The sequence below is a fragment of the Ornithinimicrobium faecis genome (genome assembly GCF_023923225.1).
Lineage (GTDB): Bacteria > Actinomycetota > Actinomycetes > Actinomycetales > Dermatophilaceae > Ornithinicoccus > Ornithinicoccus faecis.
Genome location: NZ_CP099489.1, coordinates 1868112 through 1890748 on the forward strand (window position 1 = coordinate 1868112; position 22637 = coordinate 1890748).

At 69.1% G+C, this 22637-nt stretch carries 21 protein-coding genes and 1 riboswitch; of the genes, 16 read left to right on the top strand and 5 right to left on the bottom strand.

Translation table 11 applies throughout. From position 1 onward, the window contains the following. Positions 1-59 precede the first annotated feature (59 nt). Positions 60-189: riboswitch (SAM riboswitch) on the top strand. Positions 190-383: 194 nt separating this feature from the next. The 3 genes from NF556_RS08620 to NF556_RS08630 all read left to right on the top strand — a co-directional run bounded on the left by NF556_RS08620 (position 384) and on the right by NF556_RS08630 (position 1562). Beyond that, the gene (locus NF556_RS08620; protein WP_252595230.1) at positions 384-896 is read left to right on the top strand and encodes an OsmC family protein; all 513 of its coding nucleotides are present in this window, start codon (positions 384-386) and stop codon (positions 894-896) included. 139 nt (positions 897-1035) lie between these two features. Next, a complete protein-coding gene (locus tag NF556_RS08625; RefSeq protein WP_252595231.1) occupies positions 1036-1254 on the top strand; it encodes an addiction module protein in 219 nt (72 codons plus the stop codon). After that, on the top strand, positions 1251-1562 hold the full coding sequence (locus tag NF556_RS08630) for a type II toxin-antitoxin system RelE/ParE family toxin (RefSeq protein WP_252595232.1): 312 nt from the start codon (positions 1251-1253) through the stop codon (positions 1560-1562). Before NF556_RS08625 ends, NF556_RS08630 begins: the two co-directional genes overlap by 4 nt. Position 1563: 1 nt before the next feature. Here NF556_RS08630 and NF556_RS08635 read toward each other — a convergent pair whose 3' ends face one another. The 3 genes from NF556_RS08635 to NF556_RS08645 all read right to left on the bottom strand — a co-directional run bounded on the left by NF556_RS08635 (position 1564) and on the right by NF556_RS08645 (position 3108). Then, positions 1564-1713, bottom strand: a complete 150-nt coding sequence (locus tag NF556_RS08635) for a hypothetical protein (RefSeq protein WP_252595233.1) — start codon at positions 1711-1713, stop codon at positions 1564-1566. A gap of 66 nt (positions 1714-1779) precedes the next feature. Next, entirely contained in the window at positions 1780-1986 is a 207-nt protein-coding gene (locus NF556_RS08640; RefSeq protein WP_252595234.1) for an addiction module protein, read from the bottom strand. 30 nt (positions 1987-2016) lie between these two features. Then, positions 2017-3108, bottom strand: coding sequence for a polyprenyl synthetase family protein (locus NF556_RS08645; RefSeq protein ID WP_252595235.1), 1092 nt, complete (start codon positions 3106-3108; stop codon positions 2017-2019). A 190-nt stretch (positions 3109-3298) separates the two neighbouring features. Here NF556_RS08645 and NF556_RS08650 point away from each other — a divergent pair, with 190 nt between their 5' ends. The 12 genes from NF556_RS08650 to NF556_RS08705 all read left to right on the top strand — a co-directional run bounded on the left by NF556_RS08650 (position 3299) and on the right by NF556_RS08705 (position 19459). Next, positions 3299-3721, top strand: coding sequence for a DUF6504 family protein (locus NF556_RS08650; protein ID WP_252595236.1), 423 nt, complete (start codon positions 3299-3301; stop codon positions 3719-3721). 20 nt (positions 3722-3741) lie between these two features. Further along, positions 3742-4191, top strand: coding sequence for an SAV_6107 family HEPN domain-containing protein (locus NF556_RS08655; RefSeq protein ID WP_252595237.1), 450 nt, complete (start codon positions 3742-3744; stop codon positions 4189-4191). A 20-nt stretch (positions 4192-4211) separates the two neighbouring features. Continuing rightward, entirely contained in the window at positions 4212-8168 is a 3957-nt protein-coding gene (locus NF556_RS08660; protein WP_256829654.1) for a DNA polymerase III subunit alpha, read from the top strand. 56 nt (positions 8169-8224) lie between these two features. Continuing rightward, entirely contained in the window at positions 8225-9535 is a 1311-nt protein-coding gene (gene dinB / locus NF556_RS08665) for a DNA polymerase IV (protein ID WP_252595756.1), read from the top strand. Positions 9536-9717: 182 nt separating this feature from the next. Beyond that, positions 9718-10146 carry a DUF3040 domain-containing protein gene (locus tag NF556_RS08670; protein ID WP_252595238.1) on the top strand — a complete coding sequence of 143 codons (429 nt, stop codon included), beginning with the start codon at positions 9718-9720 and terminating at the stop codon, positions 10144-10146. Between the two features lie 147 nt (positions 10147-10293). Beyond that, positions 10294-11844, top strand: a complete 1551-nt coding sequence (locus NF556_RS08675; RefSeq protein WP_252595239.1) for an ABC transporter substrate-binding protein — start codon at positions 10294-10296, stop codon at positions 11842-11844. 3 nt (positions 11845-11847) lie between these two features. Then, a complete protein-coding gene (locus NF556_RS08680; protein WP_252595240.1) occupies positions 11848-12834 on the top strand; it encodes an ABC transporter permease in 987 nt (328 codons plus the stop codon). Continuing rightward, entirely contained in the window at positions 12831-13667 is an 837-nt protein-coding gene (locus NF556_RS08685) for an ABC transporter permease (RefSeq protein ID WP_252595241.1), read from the top strand. The genes NF556_RS08680 and NF556_RS08685 overlap by 4 nt, the downstream gene beginning before the upstream one ends. 8 nt (positions 13668-13675) lie before the next feature. After that, positions 13676-15391 carry a dipeptide ABC transporter ATP-binding protein gene (locus NF556_RS08690; protein WP_252595242.1) on the top strand — a complete coding sequence of 572 codons (1716 nt, stop codon included), beginning with the start codon at positions 13676-13678 and terminating at the stop codon, positions 15389-15391. Then, a complete protein-coding gene (locus NF556_RS08695) occupies positions 15388-17385 on the top strand; it encodes a CocE/NonD family hydrolase (protein ID WP_252595243.1) in 1998 nt (665 codons plus the stop codon). Before NF556_RS08690 ends, NF556_RS08695 begins: the two co-directional genes overlap by 4 nt. Further along, positions 17382-17987, top strand: a complete 606-nt coding sequence (locus NF556_RS08700) for a TetR/AcrR family transcriptional regulator (protein WP_252595244.1) — start codon at positions 17382-17384, stop codon at positions 17985-17987. The genes NF556_RS08695 and NF556_RS08700 overlap by 4 nt, the downstream gene beginning before the upstream one ends. Positions 17988-18049: 62 nt before the next feature. Continuing rightward, positions 18050-19459 carry an MFS transporter gene (locus NF556_RS08705; protein ID WP_252595245.1) on the top strand — a complete coding sequence of 470 codons (1410 nt, stop codon included), beginning with the start codon at positions 18050-18052 and terminating at the stop codon, positions 19457-19459. 1 nt (position 19460) lies between these two features. On the opposite strand, the gene NF556_RS08710 is transcribed toward NF556_RS08705, so the two are convergent. Continuing rightward, on the bottom strand, positions 19461-19943 hold the full coding sequence (locus NF556_RS08710) for a DUF456 domain-containing protein (protein ID WP_252595246.1): 483 nt from the start codon (positions 19941-19943) through the stop codon (positions 19461-19463). Between the two features lie 128 nt (positions 19944-20071). Beyond that, the gene (locus NF556_RS08715) at positions 20072-20302 is read right to left on the bottom strand and encodes a DUF7455 domain-containing protein (RefSeq protein WP_252595247.1); all 231 of its coding nucleotides are present in this window, start codon (positions 20300-20302) and stop codon (positions 20072-20074) included. A gap of 221 nt (positions 20303-20523) precedes the next feature. On the opposite strand from NF556_RS08715, the gene NF556_RS08720 reads away from it, so the two are divergent. Continuing rightward, positions 20524-22602 (top strand): DNA gyrase/topoisomerase IV subunit B, encoded by a 2079-nt coding sequence (locus tag NF556_RS08720; protein WP_252595248.1) that lies wholly within the window; start codon positions 20524-20526, stop codon positions 22600-22602. Positions 22603-22637: the final 35 nt, after the last annotated feature.

Sequence of the window (22637 nt, forward strand, 5' to 3'; positions counted from 1 at the left end):
CTGGGAGTCCCTTGTCATTCCCACGTGCCACGGGTTACTGTGCGACCACAACCACATATCGCTCATCCAGAGGGGCAGAGGGAAACGGCCCGGTGACGCCCCGGCAACCCAGATCAAGCGCTCGCAGCTGCGAGACCGCCGATCGATCGGGTGCCACGTCCGTCCCGCACGCTGCGGGAAAGATGAGGAAGGCCCCGCGTGACCCACGAACATCATCCTCTGCTGCTGACCAAGCGGCGCCACATCGACTTTTCGCGCGTCCACTCCACTGGTTGTCGTCCCTGACCGCTCCCCGGCTTGCCGGACCTGTCCGTTCGCGGACCCCACGTCAGGAACCACCTCAACCCGTCGCGTCCACGATGACGCAGCGAAGGAGTAGACCCATGTCTCAAGCCACGAGCACCACCGCCCAGACCAGCACCGCTTCCCAGGACACCTCTGTCGGCGAGCCCCAGATCATCCGTCCCGAGGTGCGCACCACTCTCGTCACCGGCACCGCCACCGAGGTCACGGTGCAGGCCGGCGCCCACCGCTACACGATCGACGAGCCTGCCGGGCTCGGCGGCACCGACAAGGGCGCCAACCCCGTCGAGCACCTGCTCGGCGCGCTCGGCGCCTGCCAGGTCATCACCTTCCAGGTCTGGGCCGACAAGCTCGGAATTGCCGTTGAGGAGATCGACATCGCGCTGACCGGTGAGCTCGACCTGCGCGGGTTCTTCGGCATCGACCCCAATGTCCGGCCCGGCTTCTCATCGATCGACGTGGCCGTCCAGATCTCCGGCTCCGAGACGCAGGAGCGCTACGAGGAGCTGGTCGAGACAGTCGAGCGTCATTGCCCGGTGCTCGACAGCCTCGGCAACCAGGTGCCTGTGCGGGCGACCTTCGCGATCGTCTGAGGCAACAGTCGGCTTAGCCACTGCCCACGTCACACCCGGCCTCGTCCACACCAGGCGAGGCCGGGTGGCCGTTGACTGCCCTTTTGGGTCCGTGGCTGCGTCGCGTGACGGGAATCGCTTGGCCGCGTAGGCTTGTGTCATGGTGAGGCCAGCGCTCAAGGCGACAGTTGATCAGCTCAGTGAAACCGAGCGCCGCGATTTGCTGCACTACCTGGAGCAGGGTGTTGATGACGGTTTCACACTCACCCAGGAGCAGGTCGCTGAGTTGGAGCGACGCGATGCTGAGCTCGTGACTGGTGCTGTCGATCCGCTGACTGTTGGTGAACTCATGCAGCGAGTGCGTTCCCGGCTTCGGTGACCTCCTATGTCCTCCACCTATCACCCGCGATCGAGGGGGACGCGGCAGTCGCGGCCGAGCATTATGCGGACATCGACTCGGAACTGGGCCTTCGTTTCGCCGACGAGCTTGAACGCACGCTGTACTTGATCGAGTCCTACCCTCTAGCGGGCCGGCACCTGTACGACGAGGTCCGACGGATGGTGCTTGGGGTCTTCCCCTACCTGCTGACCTACCGTGTCGATAGCCAGCACATCCGCGTGCAACTGCTCGCCCACACGCATCGGGAACCGGAGTGGATCAAGAGGGCCATCAGCGATCGCTCCTGAGTCAGTCACGATCATTGCTTTGGGGGGAGCGGAGCAGGGTGATCGCGCTCGCGTCCAACTCGTTAGCAGGAATCGGTTCGTAGGACTCGAACCGCGCGGCGAACTCGTCTGCGTGGGCCAGGATCTCGTCAACGGTGTGTGGCACCTTCATCGCCTCAGGTGGCGCGTGCCGTGCTGATCTCCACGAGGTCGGCCAGGGCTGCGCGGCCCTCGTCGGTCAGGCCGGGGCCCAGGGGATTCCGACGGTCGTCCCCGACTCGACGCTGGCTAGCCGGCGCCTGATCTCGGCGTTCCACTCCTCGGCCACCACGGCAGGATCATCCGCCGGCTCTTCCAAGCTGGCGATGAGTTGGTGCGCCAGGTCGGCCCGCTCGCTCTCGGGCAAAGTGAGGGCCGACTCAAAGACGTCGCTGGTCGAAGTCATGGTTCTCAGTCTAGGGCGTGTGGCCTGCCGTCAGGTGGCGCGAGCCGTGCTGATCTCCACGAGGTCGGCCAGGGCTGCGCGGCCCTCGTCGGTCAGGCCAGGGGTGGCTTGGAGTGCCTCCAAGGCCCTGGCGGCGATGGTGGAGATCATCTCCTCCGTTGCACTGACCGCACCGACGCGCTCGAGGAGGTCACGGCATACGGTCACCTGCTCGTCGGTCAGGTCTGCTCGGCCGAGCAGTCCGAGCAGGGTGGCCACGTCTTCCTCGCTCCCCAGGGCGAGGGCGTGTGCGATCAGGACGGTGCGCTTGCCCTCGCGCAGGTCGTCGCCGGCCGGTTTGCCGGTGGTCTGCGGATTGCCATAGACGCCCAGGACGTCATCGCGGATCTGGAAGGCCTCACCCAGAGCGATGCCGTATGCCGACAGTCCAGTGAGCGTGTCTGTCCCGGCCCCCGCGGCGCGGGCCCCGATCAGCAGAGGCTGTTCGACGCTGTATTTCGCACTCTTGTAACGGATCACGGTGCGGGAGCGCTCGAGTCGCTCGGCGTGATCCAGCCCCTCCCAGCCCTGAGCGGCGTCCAGGACGTCGAGATACTGCCCGCCCATCAGCTGGGTGCGCATGTTGTCGAACTCGCCTCTGGCAGAAGCGATCTCGGTCGCAGGAAGGCCCGAGGCGGAGAACGTGCTGTCGCACCAGGTGAGGCAGAGGTTGCCGGCCAGGATCGCCGCGGCGTGACCGAAGCGTGCTGACTCGCCAGCCCAGGCGTGCTCGTGGTGGCTCGCGGCGAAAGAGCGGTGCGCGGTGGGGCGGCCCCGGCGCAGGTCGGAGTCGTCCATCACGTCGTCATGGAGCAGCGCGGCGGCCTGGAACAGCTCCATCGAGCTCGCGGCGCGGATCAGCTCGGGGGAGTCCGGGCCGCCGAGGGCGCGATAGCCCCAATAGAGGAAGGCGGCCCGCAGTCGCTTGCCGCCGCTGAGCAGCGCGGCGATCTCGTCGACCAGGTGGGCCACCTGGTCGCCGAGCTCGTGCAGGACCTCCCGCTGGTGGGCGAGGTTCTCATCGAGCGCGCTCTGCAGGCGCTCGCGCAGCTGCGGGGTGTCGATGGGGTGGGGAGTGGGCACGGGATGAGCCTACGGCGTTGTCCACAGAGTTTGGTCGGGGGTTGACACGATGTCAGTGGGGTGTCGTACATTTGTCCTATCGAACAAAGATTCGATCCGCGGTGTGGGAGTCAGCCCCGGGAGGTCCTGGTGAGGGCGTTCACGGAGCAGTCCACCACCTCGGTCTGACAGTGCGAGCCAGGGAGGCGTGATGAGCCGGAGATATGCAGACCCGGTCGAGGTGCGGTTGGGCGTCCCACAGATCGGGCGGCGGGTGGTGGTGCCGGCCGGGGTGGACGTCGCGACGGTGCCGACGGCCTTCCTCTGGCGGGGGCGGCTGCACGTCGTGCAGGCGGTGCTCGAGCACTGGACCCAGCGACTGCCCTGGTGGCGTATGCCGTGGGGCGAGGAGTCCCCAGGGCTCACTTCTGCGGGGGTTCCCTCAGTAGGGAGCTCGGCAGGGGGCACCACGGCGGAGATCACCGCGGCAGGGGTCACCACGACGGAGGTCACCACCGAGCAGCTGGAGCGCGAGGTCTGGCGTGTGGAGGCCAGCGCCGGACGACTGATGCAGACAGGGGTCTATGACCTGACCAAGGACGACCGGTGGCGCCTGGTGCGCGTCGCCGACTGAGGAGGAGAGAGATGACCATCATGAGCACACAGGAGGCGCCGGCGGGTGCATCAGTGGGGGCGTCGGCAGGCACGGTGCTGGACCTGCTCGACCGCTCCCGCGCCGGCCTGATCCAGGCCTGCCAGAGTCCCACCGCCACCGAGCGCTACACCGAGGCCCACCTGGCGGCACTGCGAGCCGCAGCTGCCCTGGTCGCAGCCCGCACCGTCACTGCTGGCCGGTCCCGCCCGCGCAGCGTGTGGGAGGTGCTGCCCGGCATCGCACCGGAGCTCGGCGAGTGGGCGATCTTCTTCGCCGCGAGCGGTCGGCGCCGGCTGGCGCTGGAGCGGGCCTCCGGCGGGGTCAGTGCACGGGAGGCCGACGACCTGGTGCGTCAGAGCGAGTCCTTCCTGGAGCTGGTCCGCGCCGCGTTGCACCTGCCGTTCGCCGAGCCGCTGCCCGGTGAGCTCGCGCCGACCACCCCCTGGTGAGCCCCGTGACAATCAGCCCCGTGACATCGAGCCCGGCGACATCGAGCCCGGCGACATCGAGCCCGGCGACATCAGAGTTTGCGCACCTGCACGTCGCCTCCAGTTATTCGATGCGTTATGGCGCCTCGACACCAGAGGCGCTGGTGGAGCGTGCCGTGGAGCTGGGGCAGTCGACGCTCGGGCTGACCGACCGGGACGGTGCCTATGGCGCGGTGCGTTTCGTGCAGGCCTGTGCCCGGGCCGAGATCTCCCCGGTGCTCGGCGTCGACCTGGCCGTCAGTGAGTCAGGGGAGGCGTCCGGGTCCGGTTCTGGGCGAGGGTTTGCGAACGGGGCTGCCGGCTCGCTCGGGCGCCCGCAGGACGACAAGGTGCAGCAGGCCGGCATCCGCTGGACCGGTGCCGACGCGCTCGGGGGAGGCCGCTCGACCAGGGCGCAGCCGGTCAAGGGTGGTGCACTGGTCGACGACCAGCACCCGCGGGTGACCGTGCTGGCGCGGGGGCAGGCTGCTGGCCTGGAGCCGGGGATCGGCTGGTCGCGGCTGTGCCGGCTGATCACCCAGACTCACCTGGCCGGTGAGCGGGGCAGCCCCCGGACCACCCGCGAGCTGCTGGCGCGGGCGGCCGCACCCGTGGGCGATCGTGGGGAGCAGATCACCCCCGTGGCCGTGCTGCTCGGGCCCGACTCCGACGTCGGGCGGGCGCTGCTGCGCCGCCGGGTCGGGCTGGCCCGTGATCTGCTGCGCCGCTGGCAGCAGGCCCTGCCCGCCGGTGCGCTGGTCATCGAGGTGGTCTGCCACGGCGGGCCGGAGGACAGCCCCGCCAGCGTGCAGCACGCGGCGCGGCTGTGGTCACTGGCGCTGGAGGCCGAGCTGCCCGCGGTGCTCACCGCCGCGGTGCGGCACGCCACCCCCGAGCAGGCGCGGGTGGTCGACATCCTCGACGCGGCCCGGCGCATGGTCGCTCTCGACGAGCGGCACCTGGACCGCGTCAGCACCGCCGGTCACCTGTCCGGCACGGGTCAGATGCACGCGGTGGCCGAGCGGGTCGCCGACTCGGTCGGACCGTCCGTGCGGGCGGCCGACCTCCTGGCCGCCACCGCGGGCCTGGCCCGGCAGTGCGTGCAGAGTCCGCGCAGCGACCTGGGCATCGGCGAGGTCCACCTGCCCGAGCCCGAGGTGGTCGGAGTCACCGGCACCGGCCACGCCCAGCAGGTGCTCACCGAGCGAGTCCGTGCGGCCGTGAGCGGGCGCTACGCAGGCCAGCCCTCGGCATACGTCAGGTCGGTGCATGACCGGCTCGACGATGAGCTGCGGGTCATCGCGGGGCTGGGTTATCCGACCTATTTCCTGACCGTCTCCGCCGTCTGTGACCTGATCCGGGAGATGGGCGTGCGGGTCGCTGCGAGGGGGTCCGGGGCGGGCAGCCTGGTCAACTATCTGCTGGGCATCAGCGGGGTCGACCCGATCCGGCACGACCTGTTGATGGAGCGGTTCTGCTCCCCGCTGCGCGCTGAGCTGCCCGACATCGACATCGACGTGGAGTCCGCCCGGCGCACCGAGATCTATGAGCAGATCCTGGAGCGGTTCGGCTCGGACCGGGTGACCTGTGTGTCGATGATGGAGACCTATCGCGTGCGCCACGCCATCCGCGACGTCGCCGCCACCCTGGGCCTGCCGCCGGGGGAGATCGACGTGATCGCCAAGGCCTTCCCGCACATCCGGGCCAAGGATGCCCGCGCTGCGGTGCGCGACCTGCCCGAGCTGCGTCGGCACGGCTTCGACGCCCCACGGATGCAGACCATGTTTGAGATGGTCGAGAGCCTGGACGGGCTGCCCCGGCACATCGCGCTGCACCCGTGCGGGGTGATCCTGTCCAACACCGGGCTGCTGGACCGCACCCCGGTGGAGGCCAGCTGGCTGGGGTTCCCGATGAGCCAGTTCGACAAGGACGACGTGGAGGACCTGGGGCTGCTCAAGCTCGACGTGCTCGGCATCCGGATGCAGTCGGCGATGGCGCACGCGGTCGCCGAGGTGGAGCGGGTCGACGGCGTGCAGGTCGACCTGGACGACCAGAGCCAGGTGCCCTATGACGACACCGAGACGTTCTCGCTGATCAAGTCGGCGCGCACCCTGGGCTGCTTCCAGATCGAGTCACCCGGCCAGCGCGAGCTGATCGGCAAGTTCGGGCCGGAGACCTTCGGCGACATCATCATCGACATCTCGCTGTTCCGGCCCGGCCCGGTGAAGTCCGACATGGTCCGGCCCTTCCTCAACGCCCGCCAGGGGTGGGCCGAGCCCGAATATCTCCACCCCTCGCTGATCCCCTATCTGGAGGACACCGGCGGAGTGGTGGTCTTCCACGAGCAGGTGCTGCAGCTGGTCGCCGAGACCACCGGCGTCACCCTCGCCCAGGCCGATGAGGTGCGCCGGGCGCTGGGCACCCCGCAGGGACAGGCCGAGGTCGAGTCCTGGTGGCGTCCGGCAGCGGCTGCCCGGGGCTATGCGCCGCAGGACGTCGACGCGATCTGGGACGTGCTGGCGGCCTTCGCCTCGTTCGGGTTCTGCAAGGCACACGCGGCGGCCTTCGCGGTGCCGACCTTCCACTCCGCGTGGCTCAAGACGCACCACACCGCGGCCTTCCTGGCCGGTGTGCTGACCCACGACCCGGGGATGTATCCCAAGCGCCTGATTCTTGAGGAGGCCCGCGCCATGGGCGTGCACGTCCTCGGGCTCGACGTCAACGCCTCGGGGGAGACCTATCGCGTGGAGCGGGTGGAGCCGGACTGGGACGAGGCCGCGGGGCGTCCTGCACGGGCGGGCAGAGGCGACACGGTCGATGAACACCTGGCGCAGGTGGAGGAGCGAGCCGGCGGCTATGGCATCCGGCTGTCCCTGGCCGAGGTCAAGGGCATCAGCGAGGGCGAGGTCGCCCGGGTCATCGCCGGTCAGCCCTATCACTCACTCGGTGACCTGTGGCAGCGCGCCCGGGTCAGCAGACCGGTCGTGGAGCGGCTGGTGCTGGCGGGCGGGTTCGACCAGCTGCACGGGGTGGGCACCGCCCGCTCCAGCACACTGCGGCAGGGGCCGACCCGCCGCGACCTGCTGCTGCACGTCGCCGAGCTCGAGCGGTGGAGCGCCCCGACGGTGTCCCGCAGCCGTGCCCGGGCGCGGAAGGTCGCCCCCACCCTGCCCGCGGCTGCCTCCGTGGCAGGAGAGGTCGCCGACCGCACCAGCGCGCAGGCCAAGGGGCGCCGGACCTGGCACCCGCGGCAGGCCGACCCCACCCAGCTGACCCTCGACCTCGGTGACGAGCCGGTGCTGCTCTCGGGCAGTGGGCTGCCGGAGATGACACCGCAGGAGCAGATGCTGGCCGAGCTGGAGGTGCTCGGGATGGACGTCAGCTCCCACGTGACCACCACCTTCCAGCCCATGCTGACGGCCCTCGGGGTCATCCCGGCCAACCAGCTGCTCGGGCAGCGCAACAGCACCGAGGTGTTGGTCGCCGGGGCCAAGGTCGCGACCCAGACGCCGCCGATTCGCTCCGGTCGGCGGGTGGTCTTCCTGACTCTGGAGGACGGCACCGGTCCGAGCGACGCCACCTTCTTCGAGGACGTCCAGGGGCCGTTTGCCGAGACGGTCTTCCACTCCTTCCTGATGGTCGTGCGCGGCGTCACCCGGCGGACCGGGCCACGTGGCATCTCGCTGCGGGCCACCGGGGCCTGGGAGATGACCGCCCTCGGCCGTGCCTACGACACCGGGGGCATCGACGCGGTGCGCGAGCTGATGGACTCCGTGGAGCACGACGCGGTGGCGGGTGCCCGGGAGCAGGAGTCCCGGGCTCGCCGGGCCGACCAGCAGCAAGGACGACGGGTGCTGCTGCACGCCTCAGGCTTCAAGCAGTCGCCCTATGCCGACACCAAGCCGGCCGGTCCGGGCAGCAAGCTGTGGCACTCCAGTCCTGGGAGTGCGGGGTGGTGAGCGCAGCCGGCCTGGTGGGGTCGACCGGTCAGGGGGCGCTGGTGGGCACGCACGAGATGGCACCGCCGCCCGGGGCCGGTGTCGACGACCGCGGCTGCACGATCCTGCACGTCGACATGGACGCCTTCTATGCCTCGGCGTCACTGATCGCCCGGCCCGAGCTGGTCGGCACCCCGGTCGTCATCGGTGGCGGGATGCGCAGCGTGGTGCTGTCGGCCACCTACGAGGCCCGCGCCTACGGCATACGGTCTGGGATGCCGATGGCCAGGGCGCGCCGCCTCTGCCCACAGGCAGAGATCGTCCGGCCCGACTATGACCTCTATAGCGCGATCTCCGCGGCGGTGATGGCCGTCTTCTCCGAGGTGACCCACCAGGTTGAGCCGGTCTCGATGGAGGAGGCGTTCCTGGACGTCTCCACCGCTCAGCGACGGCTGGGCAGCCCGGCGCAGATCGGCCAGTGGATCCGCGACACCATCGCCGACGAGCAACAGATCACCTGCTCGGTCGGCGGTGCCCCCACCAAGGTGGTGGCCAAGATGGCGTCCAACGCCGCCAAACCGGACGGGATGCTGATGATCCCGCCGCACAAGGTGGTCGACTTCCTGCACCCGCTGCCGGTCAGTGCACTGTGGGGCGTGGGGGAGAGCACCGAGGCCGCGCTGCACCGGCTCGGGCTGCGCACCGTCGCCGACATCGCGCACCTGCCTCACGCGACCCTGAGCCGGGCCATGGGCACCAACGGTGCCAACCACCTGCAGGACCTGGCCTGGGGTCGGGACACCGGGCGGGTGACCACGACCCGGGTCGAGCGCAGCGTCGGCTCCTCCGAGACCTTCCACCAGGACGTCGACGACCCGGCCGTGATCCGGCGCCAGCTGCTCCGGCTCAGCGACCGCAGCGCGACCCGGATGCGGCACTCCGGGATGCTGACGCGCACCGTGGTGCTGACCGTCCGGTTCTCCGACTTCACCACCATCACCCGCTCGCGCACGATGCGGGAGAGCACGGACGTCACCCGCGACATCTTCGGCACCGCCACGGCCCTGTATGCCGCGCTCGGACTCCAGCGCGCCCGCATCCGACTGCTCGGGGTCCGGTTGGAGGGACTCACCGACGCAGCGGACACCCCGGTGCAGGGCATGTTGGACGAGCCGGAGCGTGGGTGGCGGGACGCGGAGCGGGCGATGGACCGGGCCGTGGAAAAGTTCGGCAGCGGCATCGTGCGCCCGGCCAGCCTGGTCGTCCGGGACGAGGCGCGCGGTGATCACGAGGGTCGCCCCCGACCTGAGCGAGGCCCACAGGGGGCACGGGGACCGTGGGGAGCCGCCGCCTGGTCGCCTCGGGGGACGGCTCTTGCGAGGCGGTGAGGCACGGATCACGGCGGCTCAGGAAACCTTTTTGCCCTGCAGAGCGTCTTGAAGGTAAAGGCCCGGCTACCGCAGATGCGATTCCCGGCCTATCCTTAGAGAAGGACGTCGTCGTCACCCGCGAGGACGTCACCGTCACCGCCACAGGTGGCGGACCGAAGTCGACCGTCAGGGAGGTCACCGTGCCGCTCTCGGAGCATGAGCAGCGAGTTCTTGAGCAGATGGAGCAAGCGCTCTATGCCGAGGACCCACGATTTGCAACGTCCCTGGTCGGGAAGAGCGAGGCCCGTGCCCGACGGCGTCGAGCAGCGCTCGGCCTCCTGATCGCCATCGCTGGCCTCGGCATGGTCGTCCTCGCCGTCACCAGCGGTCAGATCTGGGTGGGTGGCCTCGGCTTCGCCGCCATGGTCTTCGGCGGTGTCTGGGCCATGACGTCCCCCCGCACCAAGGGCGCGACCCTGGGCACCGTGGACGCCAAGGGCAACGTCACCCTGCACACCAAGGCCACCGACGCCTCCCGCAAACAGGCCAGCGGCAAGGGCCCCAAGTCCGGCCTGATGGACCGCTTCGAGGAGCGCTGGGACAAGCGCCGCGACGAGGGACCCTTCTGACCTGAGCAGCTCACCCTCGGACTCGAGGGCTTACGCGCCCCCCACCTCGCACGAGGTGGGGGGCGCGCTGCTGTTCGGGGGATGACAGGCCAGATCGCCCGAAGCGGCGTATCGTGCATCTGAACGATTAGTTCGGAGGCGAACTCCTTGACTCCCACCATCGATCGCAGACTCTTCCTGGGTGGTCTGCTGGGCGGAGCGGCTGCCCTGGGTCTCTCTGCCTGTGGCGCACCGTCTTTGAGGCTGCCCGAGCAGGCGGCGACCGGGGTGGCCAGCGCTGGCGCCACGATGCGCATCGCCCGTCCAGCCGCGAACGCTGCCGAGACTCTCGATCCGGCCAGCTCCCTGTCGGCCTATGAATACCTGGGCGCCGTCTACAACCGCCTGGTGAAGTTGGACCGCGAGGGGGCGACGGTGCCTGACCTGGCCACCGAGTGGTCATCCTCCGCGGATGCCATGACCTGGGACTTCGCGCTGCAACAGGGAGTGCGCTTCCACGACGGGCGGGCCCTGACGGCGCGGGACGTGCGTTACACCTACGGACACATCCTGGACCCGGACACGGCGTCCCCGCAGGCGGGAGCGCTGGACCAGATCGATGAGATTGAGGCGGTGGACGCGACGACCGTCCGGTTCCGGCTCACGTCCCCCAACGCGGAGTTCCCCTCGCTGCTGACGGCCTACCAGTGCTACATCATCCCGGAGGACTCCGCTGCCGACATCGGGCGGACCGGGATCGGCACCGGACCCTTTGCCCTGGAGAGTTTCACTCCGGCCGGGGCGGGCGTCGTGCGTGCCAACGAGGACTACTTCGGCGGTCGGGCGACGCTGGATCGGATCGAGTTCTATTCGATCCAGGACACCTCGGCGCGGGTGAATGCGCTGTTGGCTCGTCAGGTCGACCTGCTGTCCCAGACCAATCTGGACAACCCCACCGCGCGGGTCGTGGCGAGCTCGCCGGGGACGACAGTCGCCCGCGTCGAGAACGCACAGTGGTACACGATCCCGATGCTCGCCACCAGCGAGGAGTTCTCCGACCCGGTGATGCGGCAGGCGATGAAACTCGCCTACGACCCGCGGGCCATCCTGTCCACCGCCCTGCAGGGGACCGGAACGCCGGGGTGGGACAACCCGGTGCCCCCGCAGCTCAAGGCCTGGATGAGCGAGGAGCGCGAGCACGATCCGGAGCAGGCGAAGGCCCTGCTGAAATCCATCGGCCAGGAGGACTTCTCAACCCGGATCTACACCTCCGCCTACGAGCCCAACTTCACCGCCATCGCAACGGCCTTCGCCAGCCAGGTCAGCCAGGCCGGGATCGACCTGCAGATCACCAACACCTCGGCGGACTCCTACTACACCCAGATCTGGATGGCTGAGCCGTTGATGGTCAGCTACTGGTTCACCGGCCGGCCCATCGACCAGCTGCTCAACCAGATCTTCCGCACCGGATCGTCCTACAACGAGTCAGCCTGGTCCAACGAGCAGTTCGACCAGCTGCTGGACTCCGCACGGGCCGACACGAATGACGCCAGTCGGCTGCAGAAATATCAGGACGCGCAGCGCCTGATCGTTGAGGACTCGGCAGACCTGACCCCGGTCTTCGGTGACCGCCTGGTCGGTCTCTCGCAGGACGTCGTCAACTACGACGAGTACGGCTTCGAGTTCGACTACCTGGCCCTCGGCCTGCGGGAGGGCTGAGCCGTGGCACGACTCATCGCCATCCGCCTGGGCACCGGCCTGATCACTCTCTTCCTCGCCGCCTTCCTGGTCTTTTTCGCGGTGCAGGCACTCCCCGGCGATGTGGCCGAGCAGCTGCTGGGGCAGAACGCGACCCCCGAAGCGGTCGAGACACTGCGCCAACAACTCGGGCTGGACACCAACGTGTGGGCCCGGTTCGTGGAATGGCTCGGCAACGCCGTCACCGGTGACTTCGGGGAGTCGCTGGTCACGGGGGAGTCCGTGTCCGCGACCATCTGGGGGGCGTTCGGGCGCACGCTGCTGATCGCCGTCCCCGCCATGGTCGTCGGGATCGCGCTCGCGTTGCTGCTCGGCGTCTGGGCCGCGGCCCGTCGTGGCAGCCGGACCGACTCGAGCATCTCGGTGCTTGCCCTGGTCGCGATGAGCATCCCCGAGTTCGTCGTCGCAACCGTCCTGGTGCTGCTGTTCGCGATCCTGGTGCCCGTGTTCCCGGCCACGGTCCTGTCCGGGCCCGACGCGACCCTCGGTGAGCTGCTGCCGGCCGTTGTGCTGCCCGCGCTGACTCTGGTGATCTCGATGACGGCCTACATCCTGCGGGCAATGCGCTCATCAACCATCGACGGGCTCGCCACGGAATATGCCACGACGGCAACGCTGAAGGGCGTCCCGCGGCGCACCGTGCTCTGGCGGCACGTCGCCCCAACCGCCCTGCTGCCTGTCCTTCCGGTCATCTCGATCAATGTGGCCTGGCTGCTCGGCGGTGTCGTGGTCGTCGAGTCGGTGTTCAACTATCCCGGGCTGGGGAAGCTGATGATCGACTCGGTCTCGACCCGGGACCTGCCGGTGCTCCAGGCCATCGCGGTGCTCAGCGCCCTGGTCTATGTCACCGCCAACCTGGTCGCTGACCTGCTGGCCCTGGCCGCCGACCCCAAGCAGCGGACCCTGCACCAACCGCGCAGCCGTCGCCGCACCGAGGAGGTGGCCCGGTGATCCGTCTGCGGGAACTGAGCACCGGCACCAAGGTCGGTCTGGTGATGGTGGGTCTGACGGTCCTGCTGGCGGTCATCGCCCCCTGGATCTCGCCCTATGACTCGATCAGCACCAACTCCGACAATGCTCTGGTCGGGGCCAGCGCCAACCACTGGCTCGGCACCGACCAATACGGCCGCGACGTGTTGTCCCGGACCCTGGAGGGTGGGCGCTTCGCCCTGCTCGTGTCGTTCCTGGCCACCACTGTGGCGGTGCTCGTCGGGACGTTGGTCGGCACGCTCGCGGCCTTTTACGGACGGTGGGTCGATGCCGGGATCACCCGGCTGCTGGACGCCGTCCTGGCCGTGCCCGCGGTGCTCGCCCTGCTGCTCATCGTCTCGGTCTTTGGCAACAGGTTGTGGGTGCTGGTGCTCGCGATCTCGGTCGTCTACATCCCGGCCGTCGCCCGGGTGGTGCGCGGGGCCACCTTCCCGGTGCTCTCGTCCGACTATGTGACGGCAGCCAGGGCCCGCGGAGAGAGCTCGCTGGCGATCATCCGCCGCGAGGTGCTGCCCAACATCCTGGACACGGTGCTGGTGGAGTTCGCGATGCGCGCCTCCTGGGTGGTGCTGCTGGTCTCAACACTGTCCTTCCTCGGCTTCGGGGTGAACCCACCGACACCGGACTGGGGACTGATGATCCAGGAAAACCGCACCGCACTGACCGTGGCGCCCGCAGGGACGCTCGCCCCGATCGTCACCTTGTCGGTGCTCGTCGTCGGGCTCAACCTCGCGGCTGATGGGCTCGGCAAATATCTCGGTGTGGACCGGGCCCGGCGGGGGGTGCTCCAGTGACGACTCCGATGACGACGACTCCCGTGGCCGAGGTCAAGGGCCTGACCGTGTCCTATCAGGCTGGCGCTGGCCGTGTCACCGTCGCTGAGGACATCGCGTTCACCCTGCAGGCCGGACGCACCCTCGGCCTGGTGGGCGAGTCCGGCAGCGGCAAGTCCACGGTGGCCCGCACCCTGCTCGGACACCTTCGGGACGGTTCGCAGATTGACGCCGGGCAGGTGACGGTGCTCGGCGAGGACGTCTTTGCGCTGCCCGGGCCCGCCCTGCGGCAGTTGCGCGGCGGCACAGTCTCGGTCGTGGCACAGAACGCCGGGCAGGCCCTCACCCCGTCGCTGCGGGTGGGCGCACAGATCCGCGAGGCTCTCCAGGTCCACGGACTGCCAGCGGACAGTGATCGGGTGGCCGAGCTGCTCCGGCTGGTCCGGCTGCCTGCCCCCGAGACCATCGGGCAACGCTATCCGCACGAGCTGTCGGGCGGGCAGCAGCAGCGGGTGGCGATCGCGATGGCCGTCGCGACCGATCCCCAAGTGCTCGTGCTGGACGAGCCGACGACCGCACTGGACGTGATCACCCAGGCTGCGGTGCTCTCTCTGGTCAACGATCTGCGCGAGCGGCTCAGCATGGCTGTCCTCATCGTCAGTCACGACCTGGGCGTGGTGTCGGTGGTGGCCGACGACGTGCTGGTCCTGCAGGCCGGGCGCGCCGTGGAGCACGGACCCACCCTCGAGGTGCTGGGGTCCCCTCGCGAGGACTACACCCGTGAGCTGCTTGACGCGGCACCGCGGATCGAGGGCGCGCCCGCCCCCGAGGTGCGTGATGCACATGAGGAGCTCGCGCTGCAGTGCCAGGGTCTGGATGTGCGCTATCCCCGCGCCCCACGACTCGCGGTCAGCGACTTCACCGTGCAGGTGCGACGTGGCGAGACGGTCGCCGTCGTGGGGGAGTCGGGCAGCGGCAAGTCCACGGTGGCCAAGGCACTGGCCGGACTGGCCCCGGTGGAGCAGGGCAAGGCTGTCCTGCGGACCGGCGATGCGGGGCTGCATGACCTGCTGGCGCCAGCGCGTGCCCGACCGGTGGCGGTGCGCAGGTCGGTGCAGATGATTTTTCAGAATGCGGATCTCGCCCTCAACCCGCGGCGCAGCATCGCTGACGCCATCGCCCGGCCCCTGAAGGTGTTCGGCCGAGTGTCCGGGCGTGCCGAGGCCCGGGCGACGGTGCTCCGCCTGCTGGAGGAGGTGGGCCTCGGTCCCGAGTTCGCCGACCGCGTGCCGGCCCAGCTCTCGGGTGGACAGCGACAGCGCGTGGGCATTGCCCGCGCGCTCGCCGCCGAGCCGACACTGCTGATCGCCGACGAGATCACCACCGCCCTGGACGTCTCGGTGCAGGCGTCCGTGCTCGATCTGCTGGCCGAGCTGCGGGACCGCCGGGCCCTGTCCTGCCTCTTCATCAGTCACGATCTCGCGGTGGTGCGCAATGTGGCCGACCGCATCGTGGTGATGAAGGACGGCCGGATGGTGGAGACGGCGGCCACCGCGGCCATCTTCGAGACTCCGCGCCACCCCTACACCCGGTCGTTGCTCGAAGCGGTTGTTGAGCCCGGCAGCACTGACCTGCCCGGTAGCGACGCTGACGCAAAGGTGGTGGAACTAGACCCGGGAGCGACCCTGATCGAGGCGGGCGAGGGGCACTGGGTCAGAGACGACGAAGGAGCTGTGGTCACGTGACAGAACTGGTGGACCTCGACCTCTCGGGGATCGAGGTGCGCGACCTCTGGATCCCGATGGCGGACGGGGTGCGGTTGCGTGCCCGTGCCTGGTTGCCCAGCACCGCCGACCGGGAGCCCGTCCCGGTGCTGCTGGAATACCTGCCCTACCGGCTGGACGACTGGACATCGGTGCGGGACTCCGAGCGGCACCCCTACTACGCGACGCACGGCTATGCGTCGGTGCGGGTCGACATCCGCGGCAGCGGCAACTCCGACGGCCTGTTCGAGGACGAATACTCCGAGATCGAGCTCGACGACGGCGTGGCTGTCGTCGAGTGGCTCGCCGCCCAGCCGTGGTCCACCGGGGCAGTGGGGATGTTCGGCATCTCGTGGGGCGGGTTCAACTCCCTGCAGATCGCCGAGCGCGCGCCGGAGGCGCTCAAGGCGATCGTCACGGTCTGCTCGACCGATGATCGTTACGACAACGACGTGCACTACATGGGCGGCGCCGTGCTGGCCGTCGACATGGCCGGGTGGGCCGGCACCATGCTGGCCTTCGCGTCCCGACCACCACGCCCCGAGGTGGTCGGTGCCGACTGGGTGGACCGCTGGCGCGAGCGCCTGGAGCACCAACGCCCACTGGGGCCGGTGTGGCTGGCCCACCAGGAGCGCGATGACTATTGGCGGCGCGGCAGCGTCAACGAGAACTATCCCGGCATCCGGGCGGCCGTCCTGGCAGTCGGCGGGTGGGCCGACCCCTATCGGGACGCCATCCTGCGGCTGCTGGACAACCTCGACTCGCCGGTCAAGGGGATCATCGGTCCGTGGTCCCACCAATATCCCGACCGCGGCCTGGCGCCCGGCCCGGGGATCGACTTCCTCGGCGAGACACTGCGCTGGTGGGACCGCTGGCTCAAGGGCGTCGACACGGGCGTGCAGGACGACCCGGACCTGCGCGCCTGGGTCAACGATCCCGTGGCCCCTGCCCCGTTTGTCGAGGAGCAGCCCGGGCGCTGGGTCGGGGTGCCCTGGCCCGGTCAGGCCCCCACACACCAGACGTCACTGGGCGCCGAGCGGGTGCTGGTGCGCTCGCCCTGGACGACGGGACAGGACGCCGGCCGCTACTTCCCGTTCGGCAACGCGGCAGACCTGCCCCCGGACCAGCGGGCCGAAGACGGCCGCTCGGTCTGTGTCGACCTCCCGGTCGGCGAGGTGCCGCTCGACCTGCTCGGTCGGGCGGTCGTCCGGCTGCGGCTGAACTCCACGCACGACAAGGGGCACGTGATCGTCCGGCTGTGCGACGTCGCGCCCGACGGTTCGTCGACCCTGGTGACCCGCGGGGTGCTCAACCTGCTCAAGCGGGACGGGATGGACACCGCCGTCCCCCTGGTGCCCGGCGAGGACTTCGACGTCGAGGTACGCCTGGTTGCCGCTGGTTACCGTTTCCCCCCAGGCCACCGGATCCGGGTCGCGCTCAGCAACCACTACTGGCCCTGGGTGTGGCCCCACGCGGTCGAGGACACCCTCGAGGTCGACCTGGCCGCGAGCTCGCTCACCCTGCCTCTGCTGGCTCCCGCCGCGGCCCCGGTCGAGTTCGCCCCCGCAGTTCATGCCCGGCCGATCACGATCACCGTCCCCAGTGGTGCGGAGGATCCGGTCCCACCGCGGGTCGTTCGCCACGACGTGGCACGCGGCGAGACGACTCTGGAGGTGGATCCCGGCTATGGCGGCACCCGCCGCTATCCCGACGGCCTGGAGTTCCTGGAGTCCACTCGCGAGGTGTGCAGCGTGCGCGAGGGTGACCCGATCTCACCGCGCACGGAGTCGCGCTGGCGACTGCGCCTGGCCAATGACGGCTGGGCTGCCAGCGTGGAGACCCGATCGGTCATCACCTGCGATGCCGACACCTTCATCGTGGAGAACTCCGTGCGGGCCACGGCCGAGCGCGACGGCGTGGAGGAGACCGTCTTCGACCGCACCTTCTCGGATCGGGTGCCTAGGACGTCCGCATGACACAGCGCCGGCTCCCACCAACTCAGCGCCGGGAGCAGATCGTCGGGGCCGCCCGATCACTCATCGTGAAGCAGGGGCTGCCGGCCGTCTCGCTGCGGGACATCGCCGCGGCGGCGGGGGTCTCGATGGGCACGGTGACCTATCACTTCTCCGGGATCGACGAGATCCTCGGTGAGGTGGTCGTCGCGGAGTCTGAGCGGTTCTATGCCGACGTGGTGGCGGTCGCGGACGCCGAGCCCGACGCGCGCGCGGCCCTCGGGGTCCTGATCGACCCGATGTTCGCCAAGACACCGGACGTCGAGGCGCACTGGCGGATCTGGTCGGACTACTGGGCTGCGGTGGTGCGTCGGCCCGGGATGACCCAGCCGTATGCCGAGCGCGTCCGGTATTGGGAGGCATGCTGCACCCGGGTCATCGAGCGCGGGGTGCGCGACGGCACGCTGCGCCCCGTCGAGCCAGCTGCAGCCGCCCTGAAGTTGTCCGCCTACGCCGACGGGCTGGGGGCCCAGCTCGGCCAGGAGGCCCCCGGCCTGACGGCAGCGCTCGCGCGGGCCTGGATGGACGAGTTCACGGCGCTCCTGCTGTTCGACGACCCGGCGTGAGTCCCACCACACTTCAGCCCCAGCACTCCACGATCTGAGCGTCCCTGCGCTTGGATGATCGAATGACCGCACCGCCGCAGTCGGCATCTGAATCTGAGACCTCACTGACCCGCCCGGAGCGCCTCGACCGGCTTCCCTTCACCCGCAAGCACGGACGGCTGCTGACCGGATCCGGCATCGGGTGGGCCCTGGACGCCATGGACGTGGGGCTGATCTCCTTCGTCATGGCCGCCCTGGCCGCACAGTGGCAGTTGACCCAGACCGAGCAGAGTTGGCTCGGGTCCATCGGTTTCGTCGGCATGGCCCTCGGGGCCTCGCTCGGTGGTCTGCTCGCCGACAAGATCGGCCGCCGCTCCGTCTTCGCGCTCACCCTGCTGGTCTATGGCCTGGCCACGGGAGCCTCGGCGCTCGCTGGCGGTCTGGCCGTCCTGCTGGTGCTGCGCTTCATCGTGGGCCTGGGGTTGGGCGCGGAGCTGCCGGTGGCCTCGACCCTGGTCAGTGAGTTCGCGCCCTCGAGGATCCGCGGTCGCATGGTGGTCATCCTCGAGGCGTTCTGGGCCGTCGGGTGGCTCCTGGCTGCGCTGACCGCCTACTTCATCATCCCGCTCTCGGATGACGGTTGGCGCTGGGCCTTCGCGCTCGGACTGGTCCCCGCGGCCTATGCCATCGTCATCCGCCGGGGACTGCCAGAGTCGGTGCGATTCCTGGAGGCCAAGGGACGCGATGCCGAGGCCGAGCGGGTCGTCCGAGAGTTCGAGGCGTCGGCGGGCGTCCCATCACCGCCCGAGCCAGCCGGCGGCGGGTCATCGACCGAAGCTGCTGCCGTCGGGTCACCCCAGCAGACGGCAGTTGAGACCTCGTCCGCGACATCGTCTGCTCCGGGTCTGGCCGACCTGTTTGGAAGCGCGATGCGTCGGCGCACTGCAGCGCTCTGGCTCACCTGGTTCGGCGTCAACTTCGCCTACTACGGGGCCTTCATCTGGATCCCGTCCCTGCTGCACGACGGCGGCTTCACCCTGGTGAAGTCCTTTCAGTTCACGCTCATCATCACCATCGCTCAGCTGCCGGGCTATGCCCTGGCTGCGGTGCTGATCGAGGTCTGGGGGAGGCGCGCCACGCTGGCGACCTTCCTGGCCGGGTCAGCGATCTCGGCCGTGCTCTTCGGCCAAGCCGAGTCCGACACCATGATCCTGGTCACCGGGTGCGCCCTGTCGATGTTCAACCTGGGCGCCTGGGGTGCGCTGTATGCCGTGACCCCCGAGGTCTATCCCACCCAGATCCGCGCGACGGGAGCGGGATGGGCGGCGGCCTTCGGCCGGATCGCCTCGATCATTGCTCCGCTGAGCGTGCCGGTGCTCTATAGCGCTGGAGGACTCGCCCTGGTGTTTGCTGTGCTGGGCGCTGCTTTCGTGCTGGCGATGGTCGCCGCGCTGTTCCTGCCGGAGATGGCAGGGGAGGAGCTGCTGGAGTAGGTCAGGTCCAGAAGATCAGGGCCGCGACCCACAGGCCGATGATGACCACCGCGGTCAGGAACTCGATCAGGATGTTGAGCCCGACGGCCTTCAGCGCGTGCTTGGTCGCCGCCCACGCCTGATCCCGCCCGCCGCGGCGGGAGAGCTCGACCAGGAAGATGCCCAGCGGGAAACCGATGAAGGCACCCAGCACGGGGATCACGATCGCGCAGGGGATGGCCACCAGCACACCGATGAGCAGCGTGGAGGTCTTCACCCCTGCCGCCTTCATCCGCTTGCCCGGGATGAGGAACTCCAAAACCAGGCACGCGGCATACAGGGCGATGGTCAGGCCGAGCACCCACCAACCGGCCGAGGTCTGCAGCTCGGTGGCCCAGACAGCCACCCCGACCACGATCAGCAACAGGCCGGGCAGGACCGGGATGACGATGCCGAGCAGGCCGACGAGCATGACGGCGGCGACGATCCATTCCACGACTGACATGGGAGTCCTTGCGGGTGGGGAGACAACAGTGGGGCACAAACGTAACGACCGGTGGCCCGTGGGCCGCCGGTCGTTAGTGTGTCAGGTGCTGGGGCCAGTGCCCCATTTCCCGGGTGTGCGCGGTGTTGTCACTCCGCGCCCATCGGCTCCGGAGTCGACTCGCTCTCGTGCAGTCGGTGGGTCTCGTCCTGGATCTTCACATCGTCCAGGTCACGCAGCTTTTCTTCGTACTTGCGCCCGTGGTGGGCACAGAACAGGAGCTCGAGACCCTCACCAAGCGTCACTCGGACATAGGCCTGCGCGCCACAGCGATCGCAGCGGTCAGCCACTGTCAGGTCTGGTGCAAGGGTGGTGTTCACGTCGATCTCCCTACTCTCGTCGCAACGCCTCTATCTGTCACTGTGCATAACAGTCAAGCACGTCGTCGTGTTCCTCAGACGCTCAAACGCCGTGCTCCGTTGCATTTCCGCTCTCGGCACAACGACCGGGCGGAGCCGATTCCGCCGCGCCTGCGGACTCGTGTCGGAGCCCGGGGTTAACCTGCTGGCGACGATCCCAGCAGTGAAGGAGCACCCCACCCGTGGCGCAGGACTACTCGGCCAGGCACCTGCAGGTCCTCGAGGGACTGGAGGCTGTCCGCAAGCGTCCGGGCATGTATGTCGGCTCGACGGACGCCCGCGGGCTGATGCACTGCCTGTGGGAGATCATCGACAACTCGGTCGATGAGGCCCTGGGCGGTTTCGGTGACCGGATCGAGGTGATCCTGCTGGCTGACGGCTCCGTCGAGGTCCGGGACAACGGTCGCGGCATCCCCATCGACGTCGAGCCGCGCACCGGGCTGACCGGTGTCGAGGTGGTCTTCACCAAGCTGCATGCCGGTGGCAAGTTCGGCGGCGGCTCCTACACCGCCTCCGGTGGTCTGCACGGCGTCGGCGCCTCCGTGGTCAACGCCCTCTCCTCCCGGCTGGACGTCGAGGTCGACCGGGGCGGCAAGACCCACCTGATGAGTTTTCGGCGCGGTGAGCCCGGCGTCTTCACCGACCCGGCAGAGCCCAGCCCCGACGCACCCTTCGAGGCGTTCAAGCGCACCTCCGAGCTGCGCACCAAGGGCCGCCTGAAGCGCGGTGTGAGCGGGACGCGCATCCGCTATTGGGCCGACCCGCAGATCTTCTTGAAGTCTGCCCAGTTCGCCTACGACGAGCTGGTCTCGCGTGCCCGGCAGACGGCGTTCCTGGTGCCGGGCCTGACACTGATGATCCGCGACGAGCGCGGCGAGGAGACCTCTGAGGAGGTGTTCTCCTATGACGGCGGCATCACCGAGTTTGCCGAGTTCCTGGCAGCCGACCCGGCGCTGACCGACACCTGGCGCCTGCAGGGCAACGGCAGCTTCACCGAGACCGTCCCGGTGCTCGACTCCAAGGGGCACATGACGCCCAAGGAGGTCGAGCGCGACTGCGAGGTCGACGTCGCCGTGCGGTGGGGGACCGGCTATGAGACGACGGCCAAGAGCTTCGTCAACATCATCGCCACTCCCAAGGGCGGCACCCACGTCTCCGGTTTTGAGGCGGCCGTGCTCAAGGTCTTCAAGAAACAGCTCGAGACCAACTCGCGCCGCCTTAAGGTCGGCAACGACAAGGTGGAGAAGGACGACATCCTGGCCGGGCTGACAGCAGTTGTCACGGTCCGGTTGGCGGAGCCGCAGTTTGAGGGGCAGACCAAGGAGGTGCTGGGCACCAGCGCGGTCCGCTCCATCGTGTCGCGTGTGGTGGAGAAGGAGCTGACCGCTCTGCTGACCTCCACCAAGCGCGACCAGAAGGCGCAGGCCAGCCAACTGCTGGAGAAGGTCGTCGCCGAGATGAAGACCCGCATCTCGGCGCGGATGCACAAGGAGACCCAGCGCCGCAAGAACGCCCTGGAGTCCTCCTCACTGCCCGCCAAGCTGGCCGACTGCCGCTCCAGCGACCCGGACAAAACCGAGCTGTTCATCGTTGAGGGGGACAGCGCCCTGGGCACCGCCAAGCTGGCGCGCACCTCCGACTATCAGGCGCTGCTGCCGATCCGCGGCAAGATCCTCAACGTCCAAAAGGCCTCGATCTCGGACATGCTCAACAACGCCGAGTGTGGGGCGATCATCCAGGTGGTCGGTGCGGGTTCCGGGCGCACCTTTGACCTGGACATGGCGCGCTACGGCAAGGTCATCATCATGACCGACGCCGATGTCGACGGCGCCCACATCCGCACGCTGTTGCTGACCCTGTTCTTCCGCTACATGCGACCCCTGGTCGCGGCCGGTCGGGTGTTCGCGGCCATGCCGCCCCTGCATCGCATCGAGGTCAGCGCCTCTGGCCGGCGGCCCAAGGAGATGATCTACACCTACTCCGAGCAGGAGATGCGCAAGAAGGTGGCGGCGCTGACCAAGGCTGGGCGGTCGATCAAGCAGCCGATGCAGCGCTACAAGGGGCTGGGCGAGATGGACGCCGACCAGTTGGCCGAGACCACGATGGACCCCCGGCACCGCACGTTGCGCCGGGTGACCCTCGATGATGCCGCCGAGGCCGAGCACGTCTTCGATCTGCTGATGGGCTCGGACGTCGCCCCCCGCAAGGACTTCATCATCGCTTCCTCCGACGACCTGGATCGCGAGCGCATCGACGCCTGAGCCCTGCCTGCGCGGCCGGGCGGCCGCGTCAGGGC